Origin of the sequence: Micromonospora halophytica (assembly GCF_900090245.1) — a bacterium.
GTDB classification, from domain to species: Bacteria; Actinomycetota; Actinomycetes; order Mycobacteriales; family Micromonosporaceae; genus Micromonospora; species Micromonospora halophytica.
Genome location: NZ_FMDN01000003.1, coordinates 202,634 through 220,277, shown reverse-complemented (window position 1 = coordinate 220,277; position 17,644 = coordinate 202,634). Strand labels below are relative to the sequence as shown.

At 71.6% G+C, this 17,644-nt stretch carries 19 protein-coding genes and 1 pseudogene; 8 read left to right on the top strand and 12 right to left on the bottom strand.

Annotated features, from left to right (window positions below; all coding sequences use genetic code 11):
• Positions 1–95 precede the first annotated feature (95 nt).
• Entirely contained in the window at positions 96–467 is a 372-nt protein-coding gene (locus GA0070560_RS06170; protein ID WP_091292411.1) for a hypothetical protein, read from the bottom strand.
• Positions 468–498: 31 nt separating this feature from the next.
• On the bottom strand, positions 499–843 hold the full coding sequence (locus GA0070560_RS06165; RefSeq protein WP_091292409.1) for a hypothetical protein: 345 nt from the start codon (positions 841–843) through the stop codon (positions 499–501).
• A gap of 264 nt (positions 844–1,107) precedes the next feature.
• On the opposite strand from GA0070560_RS06165, the gene GA0070560_RS06160 reads away from it, so the two are divergent.
• From GA0070560_RS06160 to otsB, 3 genes are all read left to right on the top strand, one after another.
• Entirely contained in the window at positions 1,108–1,548 is a 441-nt protein-coding gene (locus GA0070560_RS06160) for an XRE family transcriptional regulator (protein ID WP_091292407.1), read from the top strand.
• A gap of 162 nt (positions 1,549–1,710) precedes the next feature.
• On the top strand, positions 1,711–2,064 hold the full coding sequence (locus GA0070560_RS06155; protein ID WP_091292406.1) for a hypothetical protein: 354 nt from the start codon (positions 1,711–1,713) through the stop codon (positions 2,062–2,064).
• 92 nt (positions 2,065–2,156) lie between these two features.
• Positions 2,157–2,981 carry a trehalose-phosphatase gene (gene otsB / locus GA0070560_RS06150; protein WP_091292404.1) on the top strand — a complete coding sequence of 275 codons (825 nt, stop codon included), beginning with the start codon at positions 2,157–2,159 and terminating at the stop codon, positions 2,979–2,981.
• A 178-nt stretch (positions 2,982–3,159) separates the two neighbouring features.
• On the opposite strand, the gene GA0070560_RS06145 is transcribed toward otsB, so the two are convergent.
• From GA0070560_RS06145 to GA0070560_RS06130, 4 genes are all read right to left on the bottom strand, one after another.
• Positions 3,160–3,930: an isoprenyl transferase gene (locus GA0070560_RS06145; RefSeq protein WP_091292402.1), complete on the bottom strand. Its 771-nt coding sequence runs from the start codon at positions 3,928–3,930 to the stop codon at positions 3,160–3,162.
• A gap of 46 nt (positions 3,931–3,976) precedes the next feature.
• Complete coding sequence (locus GA0070560_RS06140) at positions 3,977–5,155, bottom strand: geranylgeranyl reductase family protein (RefSeq protein ID WP_091292400.1); 1,179 nt, start codon at positions 5,153–5,155, stop codon at positions 3,977–3,979.
• Positions 5,156–5,450: 295 nt separating this feature from the next.
• The gene (locus tag GA0070560_RS06135; RefSeq protein WP_091292398.1) at positions 5,451–6,314 is read right to left on the bottom strand and encodes a hypothetical protein; all 864 of its coding nucleotides are present in this window, start codon (positions 6,312–6,314) and stop codon (positions 5,451–5,453) included.
• A 37-nt stretch (positions 6,315–6,351) separates the two neighbouring features.
• Positions 6,352–8,196 carry a phosphoenolpyruvate carboxykinase (GTP) gene (locus GA0070560_RS06130; RefSeq protein ID WP_091292396.1) on the bottom strand — a complete coding sequence of 615 codons (1,845 nt, stop codon included), beginning with the start codon at positions 8,194–8,196 and terminating at the stop codon, positions 6,352–6,354.
• 464 nt (positions 8,197–8,660) lie between these two features.
• Between GA0070560_RS06130 and GA0070560_RS06125 the strand changes: the two genes are divergently transcribed.
• Both GA0070560_RS06125 and GA0070560_RS06120 read left to right on the top strand, forming a co-directional pair.
• Positions 8,661–9,200 carry a GtrA family protein gene (locus GA0070560_RS06125; RefSeq protein WP_091292988.1) on the top strand — a complete coding sequence of 180 codons (540 nt, stop codon included), beginning with the start codon at positions 8,661–8,663 and terminating at the stop codon, positions 9,198–9,200.
• Positions 9,201–9,263: 63 nt separating this feature from the next.
• The gene (locus tag GA0070560_RS06120) at positions 9,264–9,980 is read left to right on the top strand and encodes a GtrA family protein (protein WP_091292394.1); all 717 of its coding nucleotides are present in this window, start codon (positions 9,264–9,266) and stop codon (positions 9,978–9,980) included.
• A gap of 92 nt (positions 9,981–10,072) precedes the next feature.
• On the opposite strand, the gene GA0070560_RS06115 is transcribed toward GA0070560_RS06120, so the two are convergent.
• Together GA0070560_RS06115 and GA0070560_RS06110 are read right to left on the bottom strand one after the other, a co-directional pair.
• A complete protein-coding gene (locus GA0070560_RS06115; protein ID WP_091292392.1) occupies positions 10,073–10,645 on the bottom strand; it encodes a PH domain-containing protein in 573 nt (190 codons plus the stop codon).
• Positions 10,646–10,835: 190 nt separating this feature from the next.
• A complete protein-coding gene (locus GA0070560_RS06110) occupies positions 10,836–11,711 on the bottom strand; it encodes a biotin--[acetyl-CoA-carboxylase] ligase (protein ID WP_091292391.1) in 876 nt (291 codons plus the stop codon).
• Between the two features lie 85 nt (positions 11,712–11,796).
• Between GA0070560_RS06110 and GA0070560_RS06105 the strand changes: the two genes are divergently transcribed.
• On the top strand, positions 11,797–13,380 hold the full coding sequence (locus GA0070560_RS06105) for an acyl-CoA carboxylase subunit beta (protein ID WP_091292389.1): 1,584 nt from the start codon (positions 11,797–11,799) through the stop codon (positions 13,378–13,380).
• A gap of 88 nt (positions 13,381–13,468) precedes the next feature.
• Here the strand turns inward: GA0070560_RS06105 and GA0070560_RS06100 are convergent, their stop codons facing one another.
• The 3 genes from GA0070560_RS06100 to GA0070560_RS06090 all read right to left on the bottom strand — a co-directional run bounded on the left by GA0070560_RS06100 (position 13,469) and on the right by GA0070560_RS06090 (position 15,761).
• Entirely contained in the window at positions 13,469–14,362 is an 894-nt protein-coding gene (locus GA0070560_RS06100) for a hypothetical protein (RefSeq protein ID WP_091292387.1), read from the bottom strand.
• On the bottom strand, positions 14,362–14,853 hold the full coding sequence (locus tag GA0070560_RS06095) for a SigE family RNA polymerase sigma factor (RefSeq protein ID WP_091292385.1): 492 nt from the start codon (positions 14,851–14,853) through the stop codon (positions 14,362–14,364). Before GA0070560_RS06095 ends, GA0070560_RS06100 begins: the two co-directional genes overlap by 1 nt.
• A 164-nt stretch (positions 14,854–15,017) precedes the next feature.
• The gene (locus GA0070560_RS06090) at positions 15,018–15,761 is read right to left on the bottom strand and encodes a M50 family metallopeptidase (protein WP_091292383.1); all 744 of its coding nucleotides are present in this window, start codon (positions 15,759–15,761) and stop codon (positions 15,018–15,020) included.
• Between the two features lie 99 nt (positions 15,762–15,860).
• On the opposite strand from GA0070560_RS06090, the pseudogene GA0070560_RS06085 reads away from it, so the two are divergent.
• Positions 15,861–16,411 (top strand): annotated as a pseudogene (locus GA0070560_RS06085) (Uma2 family endonuclease).
• A gap of 127 nt (positions 16,412–16,538) precedes the next feature.
• Positions 16,539–17,291: a GH25 family lysozyme gene (locus GA0070560_RS06080; RefSeq protein WP_091292381.1), complete on the top strand. Its 753-nt coding sequence runs from the start codon at positions 16,539–16,541 to the stop codon at positions 17,289–17,291.
• 116 nt (positions 17,292–17,407) lie between these two features.
• Here GA0070560_RS06080 and GA0070560_RS06075 read toward each other — a convergent pair whose 3' ends face one another.
• The gene (locus tag GA0070560_RS06075; RefSeq protein ID WP_091292378.1) at positions 17,408–17,632 is read right to left on the bottom strand and encodes a hypothetical protein; all 225 of its coding nucleotides are present in this window, start codon (positions 17,630–17,632) and stop codon (positions 17,408–17,410) included.
• Positions 17,633–17,644: the final 12 nt, after the last annotated feature.

Sequence of the window (17,644 nt, the reverse complement as noted above, 5' to 3'; positions counted from 1 at the left end):
GCGCATCCCGGCCGGTGGGACCACCGCCACCGGTCTGACGTGGTCCCGACGGTGCGTGTCCGCCGCGGACGACGCACCGGCTCAGGTGGCGGCGCTCAGCCCGGCCGCCGGACGAGGGTCCCGGTGGGGTGCCGGCCGGTGACCGGGGCGGTGAAGGAGGAGCCCGTGTAGGTGGTCCCCTGGCGGACCACCGGCGCGGGCACCGCCCCGGCGCGGACGGTGGTGACCACCGGGGCGCCGCTCACCGGTACGACCGGGCCGTTCACCGGCACCGCCAGGGCCGTGGCGATGGCGGCCTGGGCGTCCCGGCGGCGGCGGTTCCACGCCCCCCGGTCGCCGTCGAAGTAGCCCTGCCGGTAACCGAAGCGGTAGCCGATCCGGTAGCTGAGCTGCCCGTGCAACCGGCCCGCCGCGTAGCTGGTGGCCCCGAGGACGAGGACGAGGAAGACCGCGAGGAAGGGGCTCATCCGGCGGCTCCGATGCGCCGCGCCGGCCTGCTCACCGGTCCTCCGGATCGGAGATGGTGGGATCGACGACCAGGAGCCGGTCCAGGTCGTCGGTGCTGACCTCCTCGACCAGTTCGACACTGATCCGGCAGCCGTCCATGACCACCTCGGCGACCGAGGAACGGCGGATCTCGCCGCCGGCGTCGTAGACCCGGACGCTCAACTCCGGGCAGCCGAGATGGGTACGCCAGGCGTCCCACTCGGCCCGGTCCCCGACGCTCAGTGACAGGTAACGGCATCCCCGGGCGAGGTAGAGGCGCCAGGGCGCGCTCAGCCCTGCGGCCACCCCCTCCGCGATCAGGCCGAAGGCCTGGGCACGGGTCGCGAGTTCGGTCACCGCACCCCCCTCGCGCTGGGGGCGTGACGCATGTGAGCACCGATCGTCTCATGCACGTGACACACCGTAGATTGTCCCATGAACGTGACAGTATCAGCTTTTCGTCCGGTTACCCCCACACCTAAGGCCGCCTATTCTGCCCAGGTGACACCCCTCAAGAGTAGTTCCGGATCGTTTACCGACACCCGGGAAGTGCCGTCCCGCCCGCGTGACACCCGAGTGCCCGCCCCCCGCCGCGGAAGCGTTCCGCCGTACGGTCGAAACGTGAACGAGACCGCCCCCGCACGGAAGATCGCCTTCGCCGCCTTCGTCCGCCGCGCCCTCGACGACGCCCGGGCCATGCGCGCCTGGACCGGCACCGAGGTCTCCCGCCGCACCGGGGTCTCCCGCCAGACCATCAACCGCTGGGTACGCGGTGACTGGGCCAGCGACCCGGAGGTGGACCGGGTGGTCGCCTTCTGCGAGGGGCTCGGCCTCAACCCGACCGTCGCCTTCGCGGCCCTGGGCTGGGACCGGGCGACCACCCCCCGGGAGGCCACCACGGCTCCCCCGATGGACCCCGACGTCGAGGCGCTGCTGCGCCGCCTGGTCGACCCCGACGTCTCGGACACCGAGAAGTTCCACATCCGGGAAACCATTCGATACCTCGCATACCGGCCCACTCTGCCGCTTGCTGCCCGAAATCGAGAGGAACAGGCCGGGTAGTTCCTCAGATGGCGAAAGAACGCCTGGTCAGACCTGATTGTTTCGCCCCGGGGTCGCGGCGGGCGCGCTAGCGTCCCTATTCGTACTGCTTGGGCTCGTCGTCGGCGGGGGGACGGGACAAGGCCGAACCAAGCCCTGCGGGACAGAAGGAGGGGTCTGTCCATGACCCTGAAATGGTGGGCAGTCGTGGTCGCGGCGGTGTCGGTGACATCATGCGTGACCGCCAACGTGGTGATCGGCGCGGTCGAGGGCGAGCAGCTTCCCCTGGTCGTCAACCTCTTCGCGCTCACCACCGCCGGCACCGCGGTCGTGCTGGCCGTGGTCGCCGAGTTGCACGAGCGGCTCGACGACCGGGTCAGCGCGCTGACCGAGTTCCTGGTGGCCCGGCTCAACGAGATCGAGGCGCACACCGGCGACCGGAACACCGGCTTCGTGGAGGGCTACCTGCTCAGCCACGGCCAGGAGGCGGCGGTGGTGCCGTTCGGACGGCGTGGTCGGGGAGCCGCCGAACGCTGACCGGTCGGGGACAGGAGCGCGCACCGGGGCGGTGTCAAGGCGTCATCTCTCGGCCACGAATAGCCCGCCCGCCCCGGGGTACGCTGTCGCGCGTGCCGCCGTTGAATCTGGGCAACCAGCAGCCGAAGACCCCCTTGGACGCCGACCACGCCTGGCGTGCCACCGCCGCACGAGCGGCCGACACCGTGCTCTTCTTCGACTTCGACGGGACACTCGCGCCGGTCGACGACGACCCCACCGCCGTGCAGCCCGCGCCGAAGGTGCTGGCCGCGCTGGAGGCCCTCGCCCCGGTGGTGCAGCGGGTGGCGATCGTTTCCGCCCGCCCGGTGGACTTCCTCCGCGACCACCTCGGCGGCCTCGTCGGCATCGACCTCTACGGCCTGTACGGCCTGGAGCACAGCCATTCCGGGGGCGAGACGGTGACCGAGCCGGCTGCCCTGCCCTGGGTGCCGACCATGGCCGAGCTGGCCGACCTGGCCCGCGCCGAACTGCCGGCCGGCACGCTGGTGGAGTTCAAGCGGCTCAGCGTCGCGCTGCACTGGCGTACCGCGCCGCACCTCGGGGCGCAGGTCGAGCAGTGGGGCCGGGCCCAGGCCGAGCGGCTCGGGCTGAAGGTGCAGGCCGGCCGGATGGTGCTGGAGCTGAAGCCCCCCGTCGACCGGGACAAGGGTCTGGTCATCGGCGAGATCGTCCGTAACGTGGGCGGCGCCTGGTACTTCGGCGACGACGTCTCCGACATCAAGGCGTTCGCGGCGCTGCGCGCCCGGTCCGCCGCCGACCCGGACTTCCTCGGCGTCTGCGTGGCGGTGGCCAACCCGGAGACCGGTCACGAGGTCGCCGAAGCCGCCGACCTGACGATCGACTCGCCCGCCGCCCTCGGCGACTTCCTCACCGAAGCCGTCCACCACCTCACCTGACCCACACCCCACCCACCCCCGCCTCCGTTGATCATGAAGTTATGACCACCGCCGTCGGGGGGTGTCGTGACGATAACTTCATGATCACCGGCTGTGGCCGGGGGTGGGGTGGGGTTGGTCCCTGTCGCTCCGCTACGCGAAGCGGCCCTAATCGGGAGGAAGTAGGTCTACTTCCGAGTCAGGCGCCGAAGCGGCGTTGGCGGGTGGCGTAGGAGCGCAGGGCGCGGAGGAAGTCGACGCGGCGGAAGTCGGGCCAGTTGAGCTCGCAGAAGTAGAACTCCGAGTGGGCCGACTGCCAGAGCATGAAGCCCGACAGTCGCTGCTCGCCGCTGGTCCGGATGATCAGATCCGGGTCGGGCAGGCCCTTGGTGTAGAGGTGCTCGGAGATGTGGTCGACGTCCAGCGAGCCGGCCAGTTCCTCGATCGTGCCGCCCTTGGCCGCGTGCTCCAGCAGCAGCGAGCGCACCGCGTCCGCGATCTCACGCCGACCGCCGTACCCGACCGCGATGTTGACCTGGGCGCCGCCGTCGCGGTCCCGGGTGCGCTCCTCGGCCGCCTTGAGGGCCTGGGCGTGGTGCGCCGGCAGCACGTCCAGCGCGCCGACCATCCGCAGCCGCCAGGGGTTGCCCTCCTCGGCCAGCTCGGTGGTCAGGTCCTCGATGATCTGGAGCAGCGGGTCCAGTTCCTCCGCCGGCCGGGAGAGGTTGTCGGTGGAGAGCAGCCAGAGCGTCACGTGACCGACGCCCGCGGCGTCGCACCAGCGCAGCAGTTCCTTGATCCGCTCGGCGCCCATCCGGTGCCCGTCGTTCGGGTCGACGAAGCCCATCTCCCGCGCCCACCTGCGGTTGCCGTCGCACATCACGCCGACGTGCCGGGGCACCGGCCGGTCTGCGAGCTTCGCGGTCAGCCGGCGCTCGTAGACGGAGTAGAGAAGTTTCCGCAGAGTCATCACCTTGCAGGGTAGCGACCGCCACGAGCGATGGTGACCTCGGAGGTTAACTCCGCGCCGAGAGACCGACACCGATCATCGCAAGGGTGCGGGCGTCCAGCCGTCCGTCGCCGAGCCCCAACTCGACGACCGTCGCGTAGACCCGATCGTCCCGGCGGGCCGCACGGACGGCGGCGTCGACCACGCGGCGGCGGCGGGCCAGCCAGGCGGCCACCGAACTGTGCCGCAGGTGGGTGCCGAGCCGCGTCCGCAGCGCCGCCGCGTAACGGTCGGCCGCCCGGCCCGGCGAGCCCGCCGCCGCCGCGCCGGCCAGCGCGCCGGAGAGCAGGGCGTAGAAGATCCCCTCGCCGGTGAACGGGTTGATCAGCGAGAGGGCGTCGCCGGCCAGCACCACCCGGCCCCGGCCGGGCGGTGGCCGGTGCGTGGACAGCGGCAGGTGGTGGGCCCGCAGCCCGGTGACCGTCGCCGGGTCGGTCGACGGCAGCAGGGCCGCGAGCCGGTCTAGCAGGTGCGCACGGCTGAGCGGCTCGCCGCGCAGCACCTCCCCGTACCCGACGTTCGCCCGACCGTCGCCGATCGGAAAGGACCAGGCGTACGCCGGCCAGCGCGGCCCCGACGTGACGATGAACTGTTCGGGCGGGCCGGGCAGCGCCGGAGCGTACCCCCGGATGGCCAATGCCAGGTGGCGGTCCGGATTGACCGGGTGGCCGAGCGCGCGGCGGACCACCGAACCGGCGCCGTCCGCGCCCACGAGCGCCCGGGCGGACAGCGAGCCGTCGAGCACCACCCGGTCGTCGCGGACCTCCAACCGGCGGACCGTGTGCCGGCGCAGCACCGCGCCGGCCCGCACCGCCGCAGCCACCAGACGGGCGTCGAAGACCTGCCGGGGCACCGTGTACGCCGGCCGGGGCAGCGCCCGCGCCACCTCGCCCCCGCCCGGGGCGACCAGGCGCAACGCCGGCAACGGGGCGTACCCGGACACCGCGTCGGTAAGCCCCAGTTCGGCGAGGACGTCCAGCGCGTGCGCCGCGATGCCGTCACCGCACGCCTTGTCCCGGGGGAAGTCGACGCGGTCCAGCAGCAGCACCCGGGTCCCGGCCCGGCGGGCGGCGAGCGCGGCGGCCGCACCGGCCGGTCCCGCCCCGACCACGATCACGTCGAACTCGTCGCTCACCCGGCCCTCCCTCCCGCGCCGCCCGACCCGCACCGCGACGACCCCGCCCATCCTGCCCCGCCCACCCCCACCAACCCCGCCTCCCACACCGCACCGCCCCACCCGCCTGCTCTCGGCTGCGGCGATCAGGGAGTTGCGTCCCCGCCGAGACAGACCCAGACCGGGACCTCTTGATCAACAAGGCGGCCCCGGGTGGCGAACCGGCGGCCGACCGCCGGGACGCCGAGCCGGGCGGGTGGGTCGGGCAGTGGCCAGCCGGCGACTTCGGCCAGCGGCCAGGCCGGCGGGGCGGCAGGTCCATGGACCGGTCGGGTGGACAACGCGGGGGTCGGCCAGGCGAGGTTGGTCAGGCGGGGGTGGGTGGGGTGGCGGCGCGGGCGGCGCGGCGGAGACCGTACAGCGCCAGCACGGCTGCGGCGACCAGCGGGGCACCGTCGCGGATCAGCCCGTCGACGCCGAGCAGCCACCAGCACAGCGGCAGGTCGACGGCGAGCACGCCCATGGTGATCACCACCAGCAGGGTGCGGGCCCAGCGCTTGCCGCGCATCAGGAAGGCGGTGCACAGGAGCACGGCGTAGCTGGTGGCGATGCCGGCCAGGAACCAGAACAGCACCGCCGGCACGGCGGAGAGCCGGCCGTCCAGGATGGCCCCGCCGGCCACCAGCGCCGGCACCAGCATCAGCGGGCTGTACGTGAAGGCGGCGACCCGGCTGGTGAGCAGCCATCCGGTGACCGGGGGTCGCTTCGGGGCGACCTCCCGCCAGGAGATCGTGCCGCCGGAGACGACCAGGCCCTTGCGGTGCCGGACCAGGTGCCCGGCGACCGCCTCGGAGCGGTGGAGCAGCCAGACCACGCTGACGCAGAGCCCGGTGAGCAGGGCGAAACCGAGCAGCCCGGGCAGCGGCGGCACGCCCTGCCGGGGCACCACCAGCCGGGCGACCGCGAAGACGGTGGTGACCGCGAGGATCAGCCCGAGCGGCTTGGCCACCGTACGACCCCGGTTGACGTGGCCGATAAGCAGGAGGAAGCCCAGCGAGCGCAGCATCGCCCAGCCGGTGCGTACGGCCAGCCCGAACTCCTGCTCCGGGGCGTACCACCAGTTGAGCAGGTCGACCACGACGGTGGCCGCGGCGGTGACGGCGAGCAGTGTGGTGAGCGCCCGGACGGCGGACGGCCGCCGGACCTCGGTGGTCGCGGCGGCCGTCCTCATGGGATCCGATGTTGCCCGGTGCGGGCAACCGTCACACCTACTTCTGCGGCTGCTCCGCGTCGAGCCGGGCGCGCAGCGCGTCCAGCTCGGCCCAGAGGACGCCCGGCAGCTTGTCGCCGAACTTCTCGAACCACTCGTTGACCAGCGGGAGCTCCCGGCGCCACTCCTCCGGGTCGACCTTCAGGGCGATCCGGACGTCCTCGGGGGTCATGTCCAGACCCTCGACGTCCAGGGCGTCCTGCGCGGGGACCATGCCGATCGGGGTCTCGACGGCGTCGGCGCGACCCTCGATCCGCTCGATGACCCACTTGAGCACGCGCGAGTTCTCGCCGAAGCCCGGCCAGAGGAAGTTGCCCTCGGCGTCCTTGCGGAACCAGTTGACGTAGTAGATCTTGGGCAGCTTGGACTCGTCGCCGTCGACGCCCTTGCTCATCTCGATCCAGTGCCGGAAGTAGTCGCCGGCGTGGTAACCGATGAACGGCAGCATCGCCATCGGGTCGCGGCGGACCACGCCGACCGCGCCGGAGGCGGCGGCGGTGGTCTCCGAGGAGAGCGTGGCGCCCATGTAGACGCCGTGCACCCAGTCCCGGGCCTCGGTGACCAGCGGGATGGTGTCCCGGCGGCGACCACCGAAGAGGATGGCGTCGATCGGCACGCCGTTCGGGTCGTAGTAGTCCTCGGCGAGGATGGGGCACTGGGTGATCGGGGTGCAGAACCGGCTGTTCGCGTGCGAGGAGAGGCTGTCGCTCTCCGGCGTCCAGTCGTTGCCCTTCCAGTCGATCAGGTGCGCCGGCGGCTCACCCATGCCCTCCCACCAGATGTCACCGTCGTCGGTGAGGGCGACGTTGGTGAAGACGGAGTTGCCGCGGTCCAGCGTCCGCATGGCGTTGGCGTTGGTCTTCCAGTCGGTGCCCGGGGCGACGCCGAAGAGGCCGTACTCCGGGTTGACCGCGTAGAGGCGGCCGTCGGAGCCGAAGCGCATCCAGGCGATGTCGTCGCCGATGGTCTCGACCTTCCAGCCCGGGATGGTCGGCTCCAGCATGGCGAGGTTGGTCTTGCCACAGGCGGACGGGAACGCCCCGGCGATGTGGTAGACCTTGCCCTCCGGCGAGGTGATCTTGAGGATCAGCATGTGCTCGGCGAGCCAGCCCTCGTCGCGCCCCATCACGCTGGCGATGCGCAGCGAGTAGCACTTCTTGCCGAGCAGCGAGTTGCCGCCGTACCCGGACCCGAAGGACCAGATCTCCCGGGTCTCCGGGAAGTGCGAGATGTACTTGGTCTCGTTGCACGGCCAGGCGACGTCCTGCTGGCCGGGGGCGAGCGGCGCACCGATGGAGTGCAACGCGTGCACGAAGTCCGCGTCGTCGCCCATGGCCTCCAGGACCTTGGCGCCCATCCGGGTCATGATCCGCATCGAGGCGACGACGTACGGGCTGTCGGTGATCTCCACGCCGAACATCGGGTTCTCGGCCTCGACGGGGCCCATGCAGAACGGGATGACGTACATGGTGCGCCCGCGCATGCAGCCGCGGTACAACTCGGTCATCGTCCGTTTCATCTCGGCCGGCGCCATCCAGTTGTTGGTGGGGCCGGCGTCCGCCTCGTCGGCGGAGCAGATGAAGGTGCGCTCCTCGACCCGGGCGACGTCCGTCGGGTCCGTCCGCGCGTAGAACGAGTTGGGCTTCTTCTCGGGATTCAGCCGAATCAGCGTGCCGTTCTCGACGAGTTCGTCGGTGAGGCGCCGCCACTCCTCATCGGACCCGTCGACCCAGACCACCCGGTCGGGGGTGGTCAGTTCAGCGACTTCTCTGACCCAGGCGAGCAGCTTGGGGTGGGTCGTCGGGGCCTGGTCGATACCCCGCACAACTGCCGGAGCAACCATGTCACATCTCCTTGTGGTCGACGCTGACCGATCTATGGGATGCACGAGTCACGGCGGACGCGGGCCGCGTCGCCTTCGTGGAAACCTGGGATTGCGCTCAGCGTAAACCGGGCGGACCCGCGAGTCAGTGGGACTGGTTGTGAAGAACTGCACAAGGTACGGCCCGGCTGCGGCATCACGAGCTAATACCCGCTTTCGCGCGCAGTTTCACGCAAATCCTGCGGCGAACTGTCGACGGCTGCGGGAACGGACGGTGAGGGACAGAGGAACCGGACTTCCGGTGACGCCGTCGACGAATCGGGGAACCGTGGAGCCGATACGCCACCTGGAGTTACGCTCTGCTCACTGGAGACCACCGGTGGGCGTCCGGCCCGGCGAGCCCCGCGGCGAGCCGCCCGGGCGGCTCGCCGTTGCTGCGCGTCCGGGGAGCGCCCAACCGGTACGCTCGGCGAGTGGCCGCGACGATGACCGGGGACCAACCACCAGGGTCCCCGCAGACCCGCCCGGGTCTGGTCCGCACACTGACGGACCGCTTCGGTCACCTCGTCCGCGAGATGAGCAAGTTCGCCACCGTGGGCGGGATCGCGTTCCTCGTCGACTTCGCGCTCTTCAACTACCTGTCCGTCGGCCGGGGCGTCCCGCCGGTCGCCGCGAAGACGATCTCCACCGTGGTGGCCGCCACCCTGGCCTTCCTCGGCAACCGGTTCTGGACGTGGCGCCACCGCCTGCGCTCGCACCCCGCCCGGGAGTACGGACTCTTCTTCTTCTTCAACACGGTGGGCCTGGGTATCGCGGTGGCCTGCCTCGTCATCAGCCGGTACGGCCTCGGCCGCGTCTGGCCGGAGGTGTTCCAGACCGCGCTGGCCGACAACATCGCCAGCTTCGTCGTCGGCACCGGGCTCGGAACGCTGTTCCGGTTCTGGTCGTATCGACGGTTCGTCTTCGTGGAAGCGGGAACTCCCCCGGTTCCGGAGGCGGCGGACGACCGGCCGCCAGAGGCGTGACCTGCCGCCCATCCCGTCCGGCCGGAACCTGCCGGCCCCGCCCACTGTCCTAAGGTGTTCCGCATGCGTCTTGTCCGTCTGCTGCCCGAGCGCTGGCAGAAGTTCATCCACGAGGCGCTCAAATTCGGCATCGTCGGCGGCGTCAACACCGTCATCAATTACGCGGTGTTCAACGCCCTGGCACTCACCGTTTTTGTCGACGGCCAGCTGAAGGCGACAGTCATCGCCACCATCGTGGCGACGATCACGTCGTATCTGATGAATCGGCACTGGACATACCGTGATCGACCGAAAGCAGCGGTTCAGCGCGAATACGTCCTGTTTTTCCTGTTCAACGGCGCCGGCCTGCTCATCGAACTGGGTGTCCTCGCGGCCGCCAAGTACGGCCTGGGCATGACCAGCCTGCTCGCGCTCAACGTGGCGAAGACCGGTGGCGTCCTGCTGGCCACCCTGTTCCGGTTCTGGTCCTACCGGACCTTCGTCTTCCAGCCGGTCCCCAAGCACGCCGAGGAGACCTGGCACTCCATCCCGCGCGACGAGTGGGACACGATGGCCGAGATGGATCCGATCGCCGAACTGGCCGAGTCGGTCAGCGAGCTGGAGGAGGCCCAGCACCAGCAGCAGACGGGCCGACGCAACCCGGTCACCGAGCCGGTCTTCCGGCAGCCCAAGGTGCGCCCGGCACCGCTGGACGCGGGCCTGGGCAGCACGGTCGGCGCAGACCTGGAGGCGGAACTGGCCGCCGAGCTGCACGCCGGCACCCGCCGCCCCCGCCGCTGACCCACCCACCACGACGCCCCCGGGGAATCCCCCGGGGGCGCCCGCGTCCCCGCCCGTCCGGCGTGCCGGAGCGCGGGGTGGGTGGTCGGAGGTCAGGCGGTGGAGTCGCGGAGGGGCTTGCCGTCGCGCATGTCGGCGAGGATCTCGCGCATCTCGCCGTCGCCCAGCGAGTGCTTGTCGTGGTGGGCCTCGACCAACTCGTAGAGCTTGGTCTGGACCTTGCCCACCTGCGGCACGTCGCGCAGCACGGACTGGCCGCGCTCCCCCGCCGACTCGATGGTGAGCGTGCCGCAGCCGAGCAGCCGCTCGATGAAGCGCTGGTTCATCGCGTGGTCGTTGATCCGGGTCAGCGGGATGTCCCGGCGGTCCCGGGACAGCACCCCCTGCTGGAGCAGCACCCGCTCGTTGGTGAACAGGTAGTGGGTGGTCCGCCAGACCAGGAACGGCCAGAGCGCCAACCACAGCGCCGACGCCACGACCAGCCCGGCCAGGACGTACAGCGCGATCGTGCTGCCGACGCCCTCGGGCAGCAGGACCCAGGCCGCCGTCAGTGCGGCGACGCCGAGCACCAGCACCAGGGCCGGCCGCAGCAGCGCCTTCCAGTGCGGGTGCAGGTGCAGGACGACGTGCTCGTCCTCGGTGAGCACGTCTTCGGGGAACGCCACGGGAACCTCCTCGCCGGAATCAGACGCGCCGACCGTAACCTCTCGAACCCCCGCGACCTATCACCCACACGACCCACCCCACCCCGGCACCTCCGCCCGGGCCCGCTCCCCGGCCGCCGATCACGAAGCTGGCGGGGCGTTTCGCCGGATTCAGTGCCGCCAACCTCATGATCGACACGGCCGGGCAAAATCAGCGGAGGTGGAGGACGTCGCCGGCGGCGAGGTGGCGCCGGCCGGCCGCCGTCTCGACCAGGAGGTGACCGTCGGTGTCCACCCCGGTGGCCCGGCCGGTCAGCTCGGCCCCGTCCGGGAGCAGCACCCGTACCTGGCGGTCGAGGGTGGCGCAGGAGGCCAGGTAGGCGTCGCGCAGGCCACTGGCCACCGCGTCGCCCCCGGCGGCACGCCAGCGGTCGTACCACTCGGCGAGGGAGCGGAGCAGCGCGCGCAGCAGCGGATCCCGATCGGTGGCGACGGCGCCGGCCAGTCGCAGCGAGGTCGCCGGCAGGCCGGTCGGATTCTCCGGCAGCTCGTCGGCGCGCAGCGTGACGTTGAGACCGATACCCAGCACGATCGCGGGTGGCTGGGCCGGGGACGCCCCCGGCACCGCCTCGGCGAGGATGCCGCCGCACTTGGCGTCGGAGACCAGCAGGTCGTTCGGCCACTTCAGCCCGGCCTCCAGCTCGGCCAACCGGGCCACCGCCTCGACCAGCGCGACGCCGGCGAGCAACGGCAGCCAGCCGTACCCCGTCGCGGGGGCCGGCGGCCAGCCACGGTCCGCGACGGCCGCACCGGGCCGGAGCAGGACGCTGGTCGCGATGCCCGCCCTGGCCGGCGACTGCCAGACCCGGCCGCGCCGGCCCCGCCCGGCCGTCTGCCGTTCGGCGACCACCACCAGGCCCTCCGGCTCGCCCGCGCGGGCCGCCTGCACCGCGTCCGCGTTGGTCGAGCCGGTCTCGACCCGCAGGTCGAGCCGGCGCCACGGCCCGTGCGGCGGGGTCAACGCGCGGGCCAGCCGCGCCGCCGACAGCGGCGGTCGGTCCAGATCGGTGTACGGGGAGCCCGGCATCCCGCCAGCCTACGGCCGGCGCGACGGAGGGTATTGAGGCGTACTGCACAGCGGCCCGGCCCTGAACCATCGTTATATTCCCTGGGTGACTACCGAGACCGGGACCAACATCCACAGCACCGCCGGCAAGCTGGCGGACCTGGAGCGACGGGTCGACGAGGCGGTGCACGCCGGGTCGGCGCGCGCAGTCGAGAAGCAGCACGCGAGGGGCAAGAAGACCGCCCGGGAGCGGATCGAGCTGCTGCTCGACGAGGGCTCCTTCGTCGAGCTGGACGAGCTGGCCCGGCACCGGTCCACCAACTTCGGGCTGGAGCGCACCCGCCCGTACGGCGACGGCGTCATCACCGGGTACGGCACCATCGACGGCCGCCAGGTCTGCGTCTTCGCCCAGGACTTCACCGTCTTCGGCGGCTCCCTCGGCGAGGTCTTCGGCGAGAAGATCGTCAAGCTGATGGACCTGGCCATGAAGATCGGCTGCCCGGTCGTCGGCATCAACGACTCCGGTGGCGCCCGGATCCAGGAGGGCGTCGCCTCGCTCGGCCTCTACGGCGAGATCTTCTTCCGCAACGTACGGGCCAGCGGCGTCATCCCGCAGATCTCGCTGATCATGGGCCCGTGCGCGGGTGGCGCGGTCTACTCCCCGGCGGTCACCGACTTCACCGTGATGGTCGACCAGACCTCGCACATGTTCATCACCGGCCCGGACGTCATCAAGACGGTCACCGGCGAGGACGTGGCGATGGAGGAGCTGGGCGGCGCCCGCACCCACAACTCGCGCAGCGGCAACGCGCACTACCTCGCCACCGACGAGTCCGACGCGATCGAGTACGTCAAGGCGCTGCTGTCGTACCTGCCGTCGAACAACCTCGACGAGCCGGTGGTTTACGACTCCCCCGCCGACCTCGACATCTCGGATTCCGACCGGGAGCTGGACACCCTGATCCCGGACTCGGCCAACCAGCCGTACGACATGCACCGGGTGATCGAGCACGTCCTCGACGACGGCGAGTTCCTGGAGGTCCAGCCCCTCTACGCGCAGAACCTGATCGTCGGCTACGGCCGGGTCGAGGGCCGCCCGGTGGGTGTGGTCGCCAACCAGCCGATGCACTTCGCCGGCACCCTGGACATCGCCGCCTCGGAGAAGGCGGCCCGGTTCGTGCGCACCTGCGACGCCTTCAACATCCCGGTGCTGACCTTCGTGGACGTGCCTGGCTTCCTCCCCGGCACCGGCCAGGAGTGGGAGGGCATCATCCGTCGCGGCGCGAAGCTCATCTACGCGTACGCCGAGGCCACCGTCCCGAAGGTCACCGTGATCACCCGCAAGGCGTACGGCGGGGCGTACGACGTGATGGGCTCCAAGCACCTCGGCGCAGACCTGAACTTCGCCTGGCCGACCGCGCAGATCGCGGTGATGGGCGCGCAGGGCGCGGTGAACATCCTCTACCGGCAGGAACTCGCCGCCGCCGAGGATCCGGCCGCCGTCCGCGCCGAGAAGATCGCCGAGTACGAGGACACTCTGGCCAACCCGTACATCGCCGCCGAGCGCGGGTACGTCGACTCGGTGATCCCGCCGCACGAGACGCGCACCCAGATCGTCCGGGCGCTGCGGGTGCTGCGTACCAAGCGGGAGACCCTGCCGCCGAAGAAGCACGGCAACATCCCGCTCTGACCCGACCTGGCCGGGCCGCACGACCGCTGGGTCACGCGGCCCGGCGCGCTGACCCTGTTCCCTGCGGCCCTCCCCGCGGCCCGGCCCGTCAGCAGCCCGGGTCGGCGGCGACGCAGAGCCGACGTGCGGCGGTACGGCCGAGTGTCTCCAACTGGGTGCGGCTGAGCCGGGGCGCGGAACGGGTGCCCTCGCCCGTGTCCTCGACGACGTCCGGGCCGGTCGCGATCACGGTGACCAGGTCACCGACCCGCACCACCATGGTGACCTCGCTCCGCGGGGCGGTGTCCACCGCCGTCCCGGCGGCCCGGGCGTGCGGCGGCAACGACGTGTGGCGCAGCATCACGGACTCGTCGCCGGCGAACCCGCTGACCGGCGCCTCCCATCGGTGGATACGCACGGTCGGCGTCGTCCCGCCCGCCAGCGGCACGGAGTCGGTGAACTGCCACTCGGCGCAGGCGTTCAACAGCAGCGAGACGGTGCCGAAGAGCAGTCGACCGTGCCGCGGCTCGAGGCGGTACACGTCCTGGGTGAGCACCGGCGTCGTCGGGCTGCCGACGGCAGGGCGCATCATGGTCCGGGAGCGGGACGACCGGGACTTCGGTCCGGTCGATGGCACACCCCGATGGCGACCGCACGACTCCAGCAGCGGGTCGACGCGTACCGTCTCCCCGAGTCCGGACTCGCCGAGCCGCACCCCGGTCCTCAGTGGCACGTCGCTCGGGGCGAGCAGGACCTCCGGCGGAATCTCGGCCGGTACGACGGTCGACGCCGGGGTGGCCGCGATCGGAGGCACGGGTGTCACCGGCCGTCCGGCCGCCGCGTACCCGGCACCGGACACCACGGCGAGCACGGCGGTGGCCGCCAGCAGGGCGGTCCGCCGGCTGCGTCGGCGGGCCACGGCGCGGATCTGGGCCGGCTCGGCCCAGCGGACCGTGCCGAGGTCCCGGTGCAGCCGGTCGACGAAGTGCAGATTCTCACGCATCACGCCTCCTCCAGGTCGGCGACGGCGAGCAGTCCGGCCAGCGCGGCCCGCCCCCGGGAGAGTCGGGCCTTCACCGTGCCGACCGGCGCCTCGGTCTCCCGGGCCACCTCGGCGACGGGCATGCCGAGCAGGTAGTACAGGGCCAGGGCGGTGCGCTGTTCCTCCGGCAGGCGGCGCAGCGCGGCCACCACCTCGACGGTGTCGGTGCCGGGGCCGGGGACGCTCTCCTGGACCCCGTGCCGCAGGTACGCCCGGGCCCGGCTGCGCAGGCTGCGCCAACGGCTGACCGCGATCCGGCTCGCCACCACCCGCACCCACGCCTCCGGGTCGTCGTACCCGCTCACCGTGGACCAGCGCTGCCAGGCCCGGATGTACGCCTCCTGGACGGCGTCCTGCGCCTCGGCCAGGTTGCCGGTCAGCACGTAGACGAAGCCGAGCATCCGTTGTCGGCTGCTCCGGTAGAACTCGTCGAACCCGTCGACGTCCGGCACCTGCTACCTCCCCGTGGTGGTCGCAGGGGACACGCACGGCGACCCGGTTCAGGTTGCCGGCTCAGCCGATCATTCTGGCCGGCTCCGGCAGCGGCCAGTCGTCGTCCCGCTCGCCGAGGGCGAGGGCGGCGATCAGTCCGGTGTGGAGGCTTCGGCCGCACCCGTCAGAGGGTCAGGCCGGCGTCGGCGAGGATCGGGCCGGCGAGCAGCATCGCCCCGACCGCGAGCGCGGCCAGGTTCACCAGACCGAACACAGCCACCCAGAACAGCGCCGGGAAGGGCGTCAGCCGGGCCAGTTGGTCGGCGTCGGACTCCGGCATCCGGCCCCGGCTGCGCAGCCGTTGCAGTTCCACCACCGGGCGTACGCCGGCGAGCAGCAGGAACCAGACCGAGGTCCAGGCGAACGCGGCCTGGGTCTGCGGGGAGGCGTACCAGGAGACGGCGAGCACGACTCCCCCGGTGACCAGCAGGGAGAGCACCCCGTAGACGTTGCGGATCATCACGAGCATGGCCAGCAGCAGCGCCACCGCGACCCAGAGCAGCAGGGTGATCCGGTTGCCGCCGAGCAGCCACGCCCCGGCGAGCCCGACCAGTGACGGCGCGACGTACCCGGCGAGCAGGGTGAGGATCATGCCGGGCCCGGTGGGGCGTCCGGCGGAGAGGGTGAGGCCGGAGGTGTCCGAGTGCAGCCGGATGCCGTGCAGCCGGCGGCCGGTGAGCAGCGCCGCCAGGGCGTGGCCGCCCTCATGGGCGATGGTCACCGCGTTGCGGGCGATCCGCCAGGGCAGCCGGGCGGCGACCACCACCAGGGCGACCAGGGCGGTGATGAGCACGAGCAGGGGCGGGGGGTCGGGTTGGGCGCTGAAGAGCCTGTCCCAGAGGTCGCCCAGACCGTCGATCGACACCATGGGCGGGGAGCCTACCGCCCGGTGCTGTGTCGTTCGGCTACCCGCGGCTCGTGGAGTGTGAAACTGATCGGTGGCGAACGGAGCGGGAGGTGGACGCCGGTGAGCCCGGCTCCCCTGGAACACCACGTCGGCCTCTGGACCGAGGCCGACTACTTCGCCCTGGGCGAAACCCCGAACCGGATCGAGCTGCTCGACGGGAGCCTGATCGTGAGCCCTGCCCGAGTCGACGGCACCAGCGGGTGGCGCGGCGCCTGGCGAACAGCATCGAGGCAGCGGCAGAGCCGCGGGGACTATCGGTGTTCGATGCGATCAACGTTCGCCTCGGTGTGGACCGGATCGTCATTCCGGACCTCGTGGTCACCGATGCCGACGACGAGGGAACGTTTCTCGACGCAGGCCAGGTGTTCTTCATCGGTGAGATCGTCCCGCCGGGCAACGTCGCCGCAGACCGGTTGCTCAAGATGCAGCTCTACGCCATCGCCCGGATCCCGTGGTACCTGCTGGTGGAGCAGGACGGCGAGACCCACTCCCTGCGGCTGTACCGGCTCGACGGTGAACACTACGCCGAGGACCAGGTGGCCAAGGCCGGTGAGACGCTGACCCTGGCCGAGCCGTTCCGCTGGCAGATCGACCCGGCCGCACTACGCTGACCGATCCCGATCAGTCCTGCAAGGACGTGCAAGCCGTCGACGAAAATTTCCTTAACCCCCCTTGCGCTCATGGGCAAGTAACTCCAAGGATTGTCGTCAATCGATCGGCACCCCCCTGGAGGCATCCATGGCCCGTACCAGATTCTCGCTGCGCCGGCTCCTCGCCGCCGGCCTCACCGCCGCCGCCACCGCGGCCGCGGCCCTCGTGGTCACCGCCGCACCGGCGGCCGCGGCCACCGTCCCCGGCATCGATGTCTCCCGCTGGCAGGGGTCCATCAACTGGACCAGCGTCCGCAGCTCGGGCATCCAGTTCGCCTTCATCAAGGCCACCGAGGGTACGACCTACAAGGACCCGAACTTCAACAGCAACTACACCAACGCGTACTACGCCGGGGTGATCCGCGGGGCGTACCACTTCGCCCGCCCGAACATCTCCTCCGGCGCGACCCAGGCCAACTTCCTGGCGAGCAACGGTGGCGCGTGGTCGGCCGACAGCCGGACCCTGCCCGCCGCGCTCGACGTCGAGGGCAACCCCTACAGCGGCGGCTACTGCTACGGCCTGTCCACCGCCGGCATGCGCAGCTGGATCCAGGACTTCCTCAACACCTACCGCGCCCGCACCGGCCGGTACGCGGTCATCTACACCACCACCAGCTGGTGGAACCAGTGCACCGGCTACTGGACCGGCCCGTGGGCCAACCACCCGCTCTGGATCGCCCGCTGGGCGAGCAGCCCCGGCACGCTGCCGGCCGGCGCTCCGTTCTGGAGCTTCTGGCAGTACACCGACTCGGGCCGCGTCTCCGGGATCAGCGGCAACGTCGACCGCAACTACTGGAACGGCGACCGCACCCGGCTGATCGCGCTGGCGAACAACACCTGAGCCAGCCCCGACACTCCGTCGGCGGCAGCGGGATCGATCATCACCGTACGGTCGATGACTGGTCCGGCTGCCGCCACCGTCGCGTCCGGGGCTGCCGTGGCCCCGGGCCGCCCGGTTCAGGCCTGCTGTCGACCGACCACCGGTACGGCGGCCTCGCGGTTCACGGCAGTGCGTCGAGTGAACCGCCAGGCGCCGATCCCGGCAGCGGTGACCGCCACGACGGCGAGCGACGCGACCAGCACCGACAGGCCGACACTGACCATCAGCAGGACGATGTCGCCGAGCGCGACCAGCATCCACAGTGCCAGCCGGGGCCGGGTGTCCTTGCGTCGGGAACCCATGTCGTACCCCCT